This window comes from Anaerostipes sp. CAG:276 (assembly GCF_000432215.1).
Taxonomy (GTDB): domain Bacteria; phylum Bacillota; class Clostridia; order Lachnospirales; family Lachnospiraceae; genus Anaerostipes; species Anaerostipes caccae.
The window spans coordinates 1,030-12,698 of the sequence record NZ_FR889187.1 but is presented as its reverse complement, the minus strand read 5'-3'; the positions used below and the strand labels follow the sequence as shown (position 1 = coordinate 12,698).

General features: G+C 43.7%; 12 protein-coding genes and 2 riboswitches. Of the genes, 11 read left to right on the top strand and 1 reads right to left on the bottom strand.

Annotated features, from left to right (window positions below; translation table 11 throughout):
• From QVP35_RS07615 to QVP35_RS07580, 8 genes are all read left to right on the top strand, one after another.
• On the top strand, nt 1-952 hold a 952-nt coding region (locus QVP35_RS07615), incomplete at its 5' end, for an acetyl-CoA C-acetyltransferase (RefSeq protein WP_288187806.1).
• 25 nt (nt 953-977) lie between these two features.
• On the top strand, nt 978-1,754 hold the full coding sequence (locus QVP35_RS07610) for an enoyl-CoA hydratase-related protein (RefSeq protein ID WP_006565766.1): 777 nt from the start codon (nt 978-980) through the stop codon (nt 1,752-1,754).
• 45 nt (nt 1,755-1,799) lie between these two features.
• Nucleotides 1,800-2,639 carry a 3-hydroxybutyryl-CoA dehydrogenase gene (locus QVP35_RS07605; protein WP_009290554.1) on the top strand — a complete coding sequence of 280 codons (840 nt, stop codon included), beginning with the start codon at nt 1,800-1,802 and terminating at the stop codon, nt 2,637-2,639.
• 19 nt (nt 2,640-2,658) lie between these two features.
• Nucleotides 2,659-3,810, top strand: coding sequence for an acyl-CoA dehydrogenase (locus QVP35_RS07600; protein ID WP_009290555.1), 1,152 nt, complete (start codon nt 2,659-2,661; stop codon nt 3,808-3,810).
• Nucleotides 3,811-3,825: 15 nt separating this feature from the next.
• Complete coding sequence (locus QVP35_RS07595; protein ID WP_006565763.1) at nt 3,826-4,608, top strand: electron transfer flavoprotein subunit beta/FixA family protein; 783 nt, start codon at nt 3,826-3,828, stop codon at nt 4,606-4,608.
• A 26-nt stretch (nt 4,609-4,634) separates the two neighbouring features.
• The gene (locus QVP35_RS07590) at nt 4,635-5,672 is read left to right on the top strand and encodes an electron transfer flavoprotein subunit alpha/FixB family protein (protein WP_006565762.1); all 1,038 of its coding nucleotides are present in this window, start codon (nt 4,635-4,637) and stop codon (nt 5,670-5,672) included.
• Between the two features lie 161 nt (nt 5,673-5,833).
• Complete coding sequence (locus tag QVP35_RS07585) at nt 5,834-6,742, top strand: helix-turn-helix transcriptional regulator (protein WP_009290557.1); 909 nt, start codon at nt 5,834-5,836, stop codon at nt 6,740-6,742.
• 3 nt (nt 6,743-6,745) lie between these two features.
• Nucleotides 6,746-7,591 (top strand): CPBP family intramembrane glutamic endopeptidase, encoded by an 846-nt coding sequence (locus QVP35_RS07580; RefSeq protein WP_009290558.1) that lies wholly within the window; start codon nt 6,746-6,748, stop codon nt 7,589-7,591.
• A 46-nt stretch (nt 7,592-7,637) separates the two neighbouring features.
• Here QVP35_RS07580 and QVP35_RS07575 read toward each other — a convergent pair whose 3' ends face one another.
• A complete protein-coding gene (locus tag QVP35_RS07575; protein ID WP_022260980.1) occupies nt 7,638-8,300 on the bottom strand; it encodes an HAD family hydrolase in 663 nt (220 codons plus the stop codon).
• A 220-nt stretch (nt 8,301-8,520) separates the two neighbouring features.
• A riboswitch (cyclic di-GMP riboswitch) is annotated at nt 8,521-8,611 on the top strand.
• A gap of 196 nt (nt 8,612-8,807) precedes the next feature.
• A riboswitch (cyclic di-GMP riboswitch) is annotated at nt 8,808-8,894 on the top strand.
• A gap of 102 nt (nt 8,895-8,996) precedes the next feature.
• Here QVP35_RS07575 and QVP35_RS07570 point away from each other — a divergent pair.
• The 3 genes from QVP35_RS07570 to QVP35_RS07560 form a co-directional block, all read left to right on the top strand.
• Nucleotides 8,997-9,785, top strand: a complete 789-nt coding sequence (locus QVP35_RS07570) for an anthrax toxin lethal factor-related metalloendopeptidase (protein WP_022260979.1) — start codon at nt 8,997-8,999, stop codon at nt 9,783-9,785.
• Between the two features lie 93 nt (nt 9,786-9,878).
• Entirely contained in the window at nt 9,879-10,895 is a 1,017-nt protein-coding gene (locus tag QVP35_RS07565; RefSeq protein WP_022260978.1) for a nucleoid-associated protein, read from the top strand.
• A 134-nt stretch (nt 10,896-11,029) separates the two neighbouring features.
• Nucleotides 11,030-11,669: aminotransferase-like domain-containing protein (locus QVP35_RS07560; protein WP_288187804.1), on the top strand; the 640-nt coding region annotated here is incomplete at its 3' end.

Genomic DNA, 11,669 nt, shown 5'->3' with positions numbered 1-11,669 from the left:
GATCGAAGTTCCGGCAACAACGATCAACGTTGTATGCGGTTCCGGACTGAAAGCGGTAAACATGGCTGCAGACATGATCAGAAGCGGTGACGCTGACGTTGTCGTAGCAGGTGGATGCGAGAACATGTCAATGGCTCCATATGTATTAGATCAGGCGCGTTTCGGATACCGTATGAACAACGGCGTGTTGAAAGATGCTATGGTCAATGATGCATTATGGTGTGCATTCAACGACTATCACATGGGTATGACAGCAGAGAACATCTGTGACCAGTGGGGACTTACCCGTGAAGAATTAGATGAGTTTGCAGCAGCAAGCCAGCAGAAGGCAGTTGCAGCTCAGGAAGCCGGAAAGTTCGATGAAGAGATCGTGCCGGTAGAAGTAAAGAAGAAAAAAGAAACCATCATCGTGAATAAAGACGAAGGACCTCGTCCTGGAACAACAGCAGAAGGCATCTCAGGATTAAGACCGGCATTCAAAAAAGATGGAATGGTAACTGCAGCGAACTCTTCAGGAATCAATGACGGTGCGGCAGCAGTTGTCGTTATGAGTGAAGAAAAAGCAAAAGAATTAGGTGTTACACCGATGGCTACATGGGTTGCCGGAGCACTCGGCGGTGTAGATCCTAAGATCATGGGTATCGGACCGGTCGCTTCCACAAGAAAAGTTATGGAAAGAACAGGAATGAGCATCGATGACTTCGATCTGATCGAGGCAAACGAAGCATTCGCAGCTCAGTCTGTGGCAGTAGGAAAAGACTTAGGATTCGACTTAAGCAAATTAAATGTAAACGGCGGAGCAATCGCGATCGGACATCCGGTTGGAGCTTCAGGATGCCGTATCTTCGTAACTCTGCTTCACGCAATGAAAGACAGGGGAGCTAAGAAAGGTCTTGCAACACTTTGCATCGGCGGCGGTATGGGATGCTCTACCATCGTTGAAATGGACTAATTTAATTTGAAAGGAGAATGAATCCATGGAATTCATCACATATGAAACAGAAGGTTTTGTAGGAATCCTCACTATTAACCGTCCAAAAGCATTAAACGCGCTGAACAGCCAGGTGCTTGGAGAGATTGACGAAGTTTTGGATGCTGTTGATCTCGAAAATACAAGAGCCTTAATCCTCACCGGAGCAGGAGACAAATCTTTCGTAGCCGGAGCAGACATCGCAGAGATGAGTACATTGACAAAGGCAGAGGGAGAAGCGTTCGGTAAAAAAGGAAATGACGTATTCCGCAAGTTAGAGACATTTCCTATCCCGACCATCGCTGCAGTGAATGGATTTGCACTGGGCGGAGGATGCGAGATCTCTATGAGCTGTGACATCCGTCTCTGTGCAGAAAATGCAGTGTTCGGACAGCCGGAAGTAGGTCTTGGGATCACTCCTGGATTCGGCGGAACACAGAGGCTTGCCCGTCTCGTAGGCGCTGGAAAAGCAAAAGAAATGATCTACACTGCATTCAACATCAAGGCAGATGAAGCATACAGAATCGGACTCGTTAATGCGGTATATCCGCAGGCAGAGCTCTTAGACGCAGCAAAGAAGATGGCTGCAAAGATCGCTAAGAACGCTCCGATCGCAGTCCGCGCTTCAAAGAAAGCCATCAATGAAGGTCTGGATGTGGACATGGATCAGGCTATCGTCGTGGAAGAAAAAGCATTCGGAAGCTGCTTTGAGAGTGAAGACCAGAGAGCAGGCATGGAAGCATTCTTAAACAAGACGAAAGTCGACGGATTCAAAAATAAATAATCATTGGCAGGCAACAATTAGAGTTTAAATACAGGAGGAATCATAATGAAAGTTGGAGTTATCGGTGCTGGAACAATGGGCAGCGGAATTGCCCAGGCATTTGCGCAGACAGAAGGTTATGAAGTTTGCCTTTGCGACATCAATGAAGAGTTCGCAGCAAACGGAAAAGCAAGAATCGCAAAAGGATTTGAAAAAAGAGTTGCAAAAGGCAAAATGGACCAGGAAAAAGCGGATGCCATTTTAGCAAAGATCACAACAGGCGTAAAAGATATCTGCACTGACTGTGACCTTGTTGTGGAAGCAGCAATCGAAAACATGGAGATCAAAAAGCAGACATTCAAAGAATTACAGGATATCTGCAAACCGGAAGCAATCTTCGCTACCAATACATCTTCCCTTTCTATTACTGAAATCGGAGCAGGACTTGACCGCCCGATGATCGGTATGCATTTCTTCAATCCGGCTCCGGTTATGAAGCTTGTTGAAGTAATCGCAGGAATCAATACTCCTCAGGAGATCGTTGACAAAATCATCGAGATCTCTAAAGAAATCGGAAAAACACCGGTTCAGGTAGAAGAAGCAGCTGGTTTCGTTGTAAACAGAATCCTTATCCCGATGATCAACGAAGCAATCGGAATCTATGCAGACGGAGTGGCATCTGTGGAAGGTATCGATACAGCAATGAAATTAGGAGCTAATCACCCGATGGGACCGTTGGCGTTAGGTGACCTGATCGGATTAGATGTTTGCCTTGCTATCATGGAAGTACTTTACAACGAGTTTGGAGATACCAAATATCGTCCTCACCCATTGCTGAGAAAAATGGTACGCGGCGGTATGTTAGGTCAGAAGACCGGTAAAGGATTCTACGATTATAGTAAATAATTAAATGGAGGAATAAGAAATGGATTTCGCATTAAGTAAGAAACACGAAATGGCAAGAACTCTGTTCAAAGAGTTCGCCGAAAATGAAGTAAAGCCTCTTGCACAGGACGTGGATGAAACAGAACAGTTCCCGAAAGAAACTGCTGAGAAGATGGCTAAGAACGGTTTTCTTGGTATCCCGATCCCGAAAGAGTACGGCGGACAGGGCTGTGATCCTCTTACATACGTTATGTGTGTGGAAGAATTAGCAAAAGTTTGCGGTACTACAAGTGTTATCGTATCTGCACATACCTCTCTGTGCTGTGATCCGATCATGACTTACGGAACAGAAGAACAGAAGAAAAAATATCTTCCGGACCTTGCATCCGGTAAAAAATTAGGCGCATTCGGTCTTACAGAGCCGGGAGCCGGTACAGACGCTCAGGGTCAGCAGACAAAAGCTGTCTTAGACGGAGACGAGTGGGTATTAAACGGTTCCAAATGCTTCATCACAAACGGTAAAGAAGCAGACGTTTATATCGTGATTGCTGTTACAGGCATCATCGAAAAACGCGGAAGAAAATTAAAAGAGATTTCCGCATTTATCGTTGATAAAGGAACACCAGGCTTCTCCTTTGGAACAAAGGAAAAGAAAATGGGTATCCGCGGATCTTCTACTTATGAGCTGATCTTCGAAGACTGCCGCATTCCGAAAGAAAACTTATTAGGAAAACAGGGCAAGGGATTCGGAATCGCTATGCATACACTTGATGGTGGACGTATCGGAATCGCTTCTCAGGCTCTTGGTCTGGCAGAAGGTGCTTTAGAAGCAACCATCGAATATGTAAAAGAGAGAAAACAGTTTGGACGTACCATCGGACAGTTCCAGAACACTCAGTTCCAGTTGGCTGATATGGCAACAAAAGTTGAGGCAGCAAAACTGTTAGTTTATAAAGCGGCGATGGCTAAAGCTACACAGAAGGTATACAGCGTAGAAGCAGCTATGGCGAAGTTATATGCAGCAGAAGTTGCAATGGAAGTGACAACAAAGGCTGTTCAGTTACACGGTGGTTACGGATATATCAGAGAATACGATGTAGAACGTATGATGCGCGATGCTAAGATCACTGAGATCTATGAAGGAACATCTGAAGTTCAGCGTATGGTTATTTCTGGAAATCTGTTAAAATAAGGGAGGTACTTTACTGTGAAAATCGTTGTATGTGTAAAACAGGTACCAGATACTAAAGGCGGAGTTAAATTTAACCCGGATGGTACTTTGGATAGAGGTGCGATGCTGACTATCATGAATCCAGATGATAAAGCTGGATTGGAAGCAGCATTGAAATTAAAAGATGAATATGATGCAGAAGTGACAGTTCTTACAATGGGACTTCCGAAAGCGGACGAAGTTTTACGTGAGGCTATGGCAATGGGTGCAGATAAGGGAGTCCTTGTCACAGACAGAGTTCTCGGAGGAGCAGATACATGGGCTACTTCTACAACGCTTGCAGGTGCGATCCGAAATCTTGACTACGACCTGATCATCACAGGACGTCAGGCAATCGATGGAGATACCGCACAGGTAGGTCCTCAGATTTCAGAGCATCTGGATATTCCGGTTATTTCTTACGCTCAGGATATCAAGATTGACGGAGACAATGTTGTTGTTGAACGTCAGTATGAAGACAGATATCATGTTGTAAAGGCAAAAATGCCTTGCCTGATCACAGCACTTTCTGAATTAAACGAGCCGCGTTACATGACACCGGGCGGAATCTTCGATGCATACGATGCAGAAGTTACTGTTTGGGGAAGAAAAGACTTAAAAGATGTCGATGATGCAAACATCGGACTTGCCGGATCACCTACAAAGATCGCGAAAGCATCTGATAAGGTTCGTAAGGGTGCAGGAGAAAAGGTAACCTTAGATCCTGAAGAATCCGTAGCATATATCATGGACAAATTAAAAGAAAAACATGTAATCTAATTTAAAAAGGAAAAGTGGTGAATAAAATGGGTTTAGAAGAATATAAAGGAGTTTATGTCTTTGCACAGCAGGTAGACAATGAATTAAGCGGCATCGCTTTTGAATTACTTGGAAAAGCCAAAGACCTTGCAAAAGATTTAGATACTGATGTAACAGCTGTATTAATTGGATCTGAAGTGAAAGACCTTGCAGATGAACTTGCAGCTTACGGTGCGGACAAGGTAATCGTCGTTGATGATCCTGAACTGAAAGAATACAGAACAGAGCCTTATACTCATGCACTTGCATCTGTGATCAATGAATACAAACCGGAAATCATGCTGGTTGGTGCGACAGCAATCGGCAGAGACTTAGGACCTCGTGTGTCTGCGAGAGTTGCAACAGGTCTTACTGCTGACTGTACAGTCCTTGAAATCGGTGATTTCCCATTAGTTGCAATCCCTGGAAGAGAGCAGAAACACAATCAGTTACTGATGACACGTCCTGCATTCGGTGGAAACACGATCGCTACTATTGCCTGCCCGGACAACCGTCCTCAGATGGCTACGGTACGTCCTGGTGTTATGCAGGCGATCGATAAGATCGAAGGTGCAAAAGCCGAGGTCATCGAATTCAATCCTGGATTCACACCGGACAACAAATATGTTGAGATCATGGAAGTTGTAAAATCTGTGACAGATGTGGTAGATATCATGGATGCCAACATCCTTGTATCCGGAGGACGTGGAGTAGGAAGTCCAGAAAACTTCAAGATCTTAGAAGATTTAGCAGAAGTTTTAGGCGGAGAAGTAAGCTGCTCCCGTGCAGTCGTAGATGCAGGATGGAAACCGAGAGATATTCAGGTTGGACAGACTGGTAAGACAGTACGTCCGAACGTATACTTTGCAATCGGTATTTCCGGAGCTATCCAGCACGTAGCAGGTATGGAAGAAGCAGACATCATTGTAGCAATCAACAAAGATGACACAGCGCCAATCTTTGACGTGGCTGACTACGGTATTGTCGGAGATTTAAATAAGATCGTTCCGATGCTGACAGAACAGTTAAAAGCTGTTGTAAAATAATCACAAACATCAATAAAACTCACAAAAGAGGTCCTGCATCCGTGCAGGACCTCTTTTGCTACGGAAAGTAGCATAAAAAACTCATATGTAAACAACAGTTGCTTGTTGGGAAAAACTTTGACTGCTATACTTTCACCATCCAAACAGAGGAGGAACATAAAATGTTTTCAACAAAATTAAAAGACCTGCGCAGGCAGGCAAAGATGTCTCAGGAAAAGATGGCTGAAAAGCTTCGGGTATCCCGGCAGGCGGTGACAAAATGGGAAACCGGAGCGGGAGTGCCGGACATAGAGAACGTAAAAGCGATTGCGTCTCTGTTTGACATTTCCATTGATGAGCTGCTTGAAAGTGAAGAAAGAAGCAGACAAAAAGGTGACTATCTATATGACAGTACAACGGAATATGACATCGACTGCGGGAAAAATTACGATATTACTTTTTCGGGAGCAAAGAAAGTATCCCTCTGCGGATATAAAGGTGAGAAGATCCGGGTGTGCCTTGCGTCGGACCAGATTGAGGAGATTCAGTCCGTCTTTAAAGTCCGGATCGATGACGTAAGGAAAAAGATTGATATTGATGTCCGTCGGTTTGGAAACATGACGGAAGCCAGGGCGAAAAAGGAACTGGATGTGTTCATCTGGATTCCGCAGCAGTATACTGGCGAGGCGGAGATTTCCGGCAATACTTCTGTGCTGGAACTTACGCGTATGGGGGCAAAGAATATCGAGTTTTCAGGAAAGACAGAGAGAGTACTTGTGCATGATGTGACAGGACATGTGGAGATCAACAGCAATGAAGATATGAACATTGTCTGTGCCGGGCTTTGCGGACGCCTGGATATCAATCAGCTTTCATCGACCTCGAGGCTTACAGTGCCCGAAAATATGGAGTTCTTTGCCGTAAAGAAAGGGATCGGCAATCATATTTACTACGAAAAAGAAGGCGGTACCGCAGAAGATTTTTCTGTGAAAGAGGAAGAAATTGATGACAGTACCAATATGATCGAGCTGAATGGTATGAAAAGCGAACTGATCATCGAAGCGGTCCCTGAACCAGAATTTGAGGTGTGAGATATGAACCAATATCAATACCGCCCAATTCGGTTTTACCTGATTGTCTTTGGACTTACATGGGCTTTCTGGACGGCAGCAGCAGTCTGTAAAGATAATCAGGCGGCAATGACATGGATGTTCCTGGGATTGTGTGTTCCGGCAGGAACGGCAGTACTGACGGTTCTCCTGTCCAAAAGTAAGGCGCTTAAATCGGACCTGAAGCGAAAGCTGATTGGATTTTACCGCGTACATTCTGTAAATCTGTTTTCTGCTTTTACCCTGTTTGTATGTATTGTTGCAGTTTCAATTCTTCTGTCTGTATTTTTTGGTCAGAGTCTGGATCAGTTTTCGTTTGCTGAGGGATTTTCTTTTTCCATAAAGGGCAGTTCAGCCCTTCTCACGATACTGCTTGCCTCTGTTATAGAGGAGCTGGGGTGGAGAGGGTATGGTGAAGACGCCATTGCCCAGTACGGAAGCTGGTTTTGGGAATCAGTCCTGTTTGGTTTCATCTGGTCTGCCTGGCATATCCCCCTGTTTTTCATCGAAGGGTCTTATCAGGCTGGACTTCTGCAGCTTGGTACCGGCTATGCAATAAATTTCTTTATCAGTGTAATCCCTCTGGGATTTATTACGACGTGGGTGTACGTAAAGAATAACCGGAGTATGATGGCGAGCATCTTTTTTCATATCGTCGTAAATTTCTTTCAGGAAAAAATCGCTATGACGCCCCAGACAAAGTGTATAGAGACCATTGTCATTACAGCGGCTGCAGTCGGGATCGTCCTGGCAAACAAAGAAATGTTTTTTGAAACAGATCATGTGGGCAGAATTCTTGAGATAAACAATGAAAATACTGCTGACCGATAAAAAACAGATCAGCAGTATGACAGACATGCGGGTAAACAGACAGGAATTATCTGGTCCTGCTTTCATTTTCAAGATAAGTGATTACCTCGGACAGATCACCGAGCACAGTGCCGGTAAATTCCTTGAGTTGATCTGAATAAGGAATTTTATCAGGAATCATCACGGCGGTCATTCCGGCCCTGAAGATAGATTCCAATCCCGCAGGGGAGTCTTCCAGCCCTAGGCATACGGACGGATCGAGTCCCAGTTCTTTACATGCTTTCAGGAAAATGTCAGGGTGTGGTTTGCTTCTTGGGACCATCTCCCCGGTTACCACGGCGTCAAAGAAATCCATGATCCCGCCCTGATGAAAGTAGCGGGTAACACGCTCCAGGTCACAGGATGTGGCAACGGCGATCTTGTAGCCGTTGTCTTTTAAAAACGGCAGAAGTTCAAGCAGACCGGGTTTAAATGGGACTCCGTGTTCATCAATCCATTCATTTACGTAATCTTTTCTTATTTGAAGTGCTTTTTCAAAAGGGAATTTATCTCCGAACAAAGACATAAAGTATTCCTGCATACCTTGAACAGAAAAGCCGAAAGTATGTGCTACCTGCTCCTCTGTGATGGGAAATCCATAAGTTTTTCCGGCCTTAAGCCATGCGGGGATAGCCAGGGTCTCCGTGTCCAGCATCAGCCCGTCCATATCAAAAATTACACCTTGAATCATGTATGATACCTCCTTGATTTTAATCCTATCATACCACATTTTTGTCGTCGGTGTATAAAAGATAACTTAGGCTTCTGATGAAAGAACATTCATTGTATCATTTGTCTTTTCAGAGTAAATTAATATGAAAAGTTTTTGGAAAGCTATTGACATCTTTTGTTAGCGGGCATATAATAAAATTAAGATAAGGATAGATGACTAGGCCTTATCATACAATTGAATTATTCATCGGTAAAACTATTGAAAGATAGTGACACAAAGCCAAGGGTCTAAGGTCCTCAGAACGGGGATTATGACAGCCGGTTGCCACATTATATATTAATGTGTATGGATAATAATTATCTATCTTATATGATTATAAGCGCAGCCGTCTGTAAAGAATATTTTGCAGATGGTTTTTTATTTGGAGGGCTTACTTCCAGATAGATGCTCCGAATTTCATAAAGCTGGATTAATTAATATTCTGCACAGAATCACATCAGAAATGATAAGTTAATTAATCAGTAATTTAATATTTAGTAAAACTATCGAAAGGTAGTGACACAAAGCCAAGGGTCTAAGATCTCTAAGAGATTACGATAGCCGGTTGCCGCATGGGGAAGCTCATGTGTTATGAAATAAGCAGAGTGCTTTTTTCGTACCAGAGATCAGGATGGTCACTGGCTTGTGTCTATGAAATATAGGAGGCGCATGATCATGAAAAAAGCAATCAAAAAAGTTTTAGTAAGTGCATTGGCAGTTTTGCTTGTTGTCGGATTCACAGCTCCGGCCGCAGCAGCACCTGTGAAGGCAGCCAGCAGTAAAGTAACAGTCAAAACAAGTACATCCAAAAAAGTTAAAACAAAGACATATAAATTAAAGAAAAAAGTAAAACGCAAAAAAGTCACAACCAAAAAAACGAAAAAAACTTCTAAAAAAGTGATCACAAGCGTATCTAAAAAAGTAGAAGAGACAGTTCAGACGGATATTGTTGTAAAGACAACAAAAAAAGCAAAGAAAAAAACGGTCAAAACAACAACAACCATTAAGAAGGTCATCAAAACAACAAATCTTGCACAGGCAGGAAACGCAAATATCAGCCAGCTGAAGGGTATTGTCGATGACAAGGTAATCAGCGAATTCAACAGAGTGGGAATGATCATCGAGACAAATCCAAATTCTTCTTTGCTGAAAGGGGCAGACGGAGTATTCAGCCCATCTCAGAAGAAGATTGTGATAAAGAACAATGTCAACAGAGTTTTGGTTCACGAGGTAGGACACTTCGTAGCATATGTAAACAACAGAGCTGATTCCACAGCAGAGTTCAGGGCGATCTATAATGCAGAAAAGAACAATTTTGCCGGCGACAACAGAGCTTATGCAGTATCAAACAACAAAGAGTTTTTTGCAGAGGTATTTAAAGAGTATTCTATGAACAGAGCTTCTTTAAAGAGCCATTGCCCAAGAGCTTATGAATATGTCAAAAATGTCCTTGCAGATATGTAAGGTGAAGGGGTTATAGAGATCCGTTCGGAGTTGTCCGGACGGATTTTTTCTAGTATAATGGTCAAAGAAAATTTAATAGAAAGTAGGATGAACATGCAGATACAGAGAGATGATATTATCATAAGAAAAGGGATTATCCATATTCTGGACAGCCACAACGGGTATCTTGGACTGTCCAACGACCTGCTGGATTTGGGACCGGACTTGATGGAATTTATCAGGGGCCATATATTTAAGATCCTGGAGAGTGATGACACAAAAAAATGCCAGTTTGACGGAAGCCTTTCACCGGTCTTAAGCCTTTTGGAATCGATGGATGAAAAGGAGGATGAAAGCTTTGTGGAAGCCAGCCGTGTACTGTCGGAGAGTCTTTTTGATATTATGTGCGACAGTGTGACAATTCCGGTGGCAGATCTGATCGTGGTCAGTTTCCAGTTATACAGCGTCGTACATCTGGCGCTTCTGAAAATGAATTATAAGGAGACTTACATACATAAAGAGGAAGAAAATGAAGTCAACGACATTGTAAAGCAGCGGGTGATGCCTATGGACGGGGCAAAGCTCACGGAGGCTGTAATTGTGGATCTTCTGGAGTATAAAGTCCAGCTGGTGGAGAAGAAGTTTGAGATGCTGACAGGCGACAAGATAAACTATATTTCTGAGCGTTTTCTCCAGTGCCACGCAGATATGGCTCCCAAAAAGAAATTCCAGATCTTAAACAAGGTGATCACGGATATTAATAACCGGTACGAGAATGAACCGCTGAGAAACCGGCTGGATGCCAGGAGTAAGCTGAGAGAAGAATTTGCGGAAAAAAATGAGTTTCGGATCAACGAGATCGGTGACAGAATTTTTGGGGACAGCACGGAGAAGAAACAGGAGTTTGACGACCGCATCGAGAGATATGATCTCCAGTATGACACCTTTACGGTGGCCAAAGAAAATACCGTGAAGAAGCTGGAATATCAGATTCTTGAGACCGACGCGGGGATCGAGATCAAGATCCCAATGGAAGAATATATTACAAAAGACAATGTAGAGATCCTGGAAGAACAGGGCGGAGGAAGCACGATCATCATTAAAAACATAGAACAGGTGAAGATAAAGTAGGTATCCTTTCGGTTTCTTGACAGACAGGAGAGAAAGGCATATAATAAGCAAAATTAATTTATTAGGGCGCTCTAAGCCGGACAGCCGGTTTAGGGCTTTTCTTACATCACCGCAGAAAGAAGAGGTACAAAAGTATGACACAGTTTTCAGAGAGAATCTTAAACACCCCGGCATCCTTTATCAGAGAAATATTAAAAGTTATCCAGCAGGATGACATCATCTCCTTTGCAGGAGGACTGCCTAATCCGGTTTCCTTTCCGAAGAAAGAACTTAAACAGTCTATGGAACGGGTTATAGACCAATTTGGTGACGAGGTTTTCCAGTATTCCAGCACGGAAGGCTATCGGCCGCTCAGGGAATGGGTGGCAGAGAGATACCGGGACGAATACGGGATGGATGTACAGGCAGACGATGTGCTGATTACGACAGGGTCGCAGCAGGCGTTGGATCTGATGGGAAAGGTGCTGATCAATCCCGGTGACGCGCTTGCGATCGAAGAACCTGGGTATTTGGGGGCGATTCAGGCGTTTACCGTATTTGAACCAGATTTCTGTCCGGTGCCTCTATTGGACGACGGGATCGATCTGGACAGGCTGGAGCAGATCCTGGAGGAGAGGAATGTAAAACTTTTATATACGGTTCCAAATTTTCAGAATCCAACCGGACTTACATATTCTGTGGAGAAAAGAAAAGCACTGTGTGCTCTTTTAAACCGTTATTCTGCCTATTTGATCGAGGATGATCCGTATGGACAGCTGAAGTTTGAGGGAGAAG

Excerpts from the sequence above, each read along its gene's own strand:
- QVP35_RS07610 (WP_006565766.1), top strand. The coding sequence starts at position 978 with ATGGAATTCATCACATATGAAACAGAAGGTTTTGTAGGAATCCTCACT.
- QVP35_RS07565 (WP_022260978.1), top strand. The coding sequence starts at position 9,879 with ATGCAGATACAGAGAGATGATATTATCATAAGAAAAGGGATTATCCAT.
- QVP35_RS07590 (WP_006565762.1), top strand. The coding sequence starts at position 4,635 with ATGGGTTTAGAAGAATATAAAGGAGTTTATGTCTTTGCACAGCAGGTA.
- QVP35_RS07585 (WP_009290557.1), top strand. The coding sequence starts at position 5,834 with ATGTTTTCAACAAAATTAAAAGACCTGCGCAGGCAGGCAAAGATGTCT.
- QVP35_RS07580 (WP_009290558.1), top strand. The coding sequence starts at position 6,746 with ATGAACCAATATCAATACCGCCCAATTCGGTTTTACCTGATTGTCTTT.
- QVP35_RS07600 (WP_009290555.1), top strand. The coding sequence starts at position 2,659 with ATGGATTTCGCATTAAGTAAGAAACACGAAATGGCAAGAACTCTGTTC.
- QVP35_RS07575 (WP_022260980.1), bottom strand. The coding sequence starts at position 8,300 with ATGATTCAAGGTGTAATTTTTGATATGGACGGGCTGATGCTGGACACG.
- QVP35_RS07570 (WP_022260979.1), top strand. The coding sequence starts at position 8,997 with ATGAAAAAAGCAATCAAAAAAGTTTTAGTAAGTGCATTGGCAGTTTTG.
- QVP35_RS07605 (WP_009290554.1), top strand. The coding sequence starts at position 1,800 with ATGAAAGTTGGAGTTATCGGTGCTGGAACAATGGGCAGCGGAATTGCC.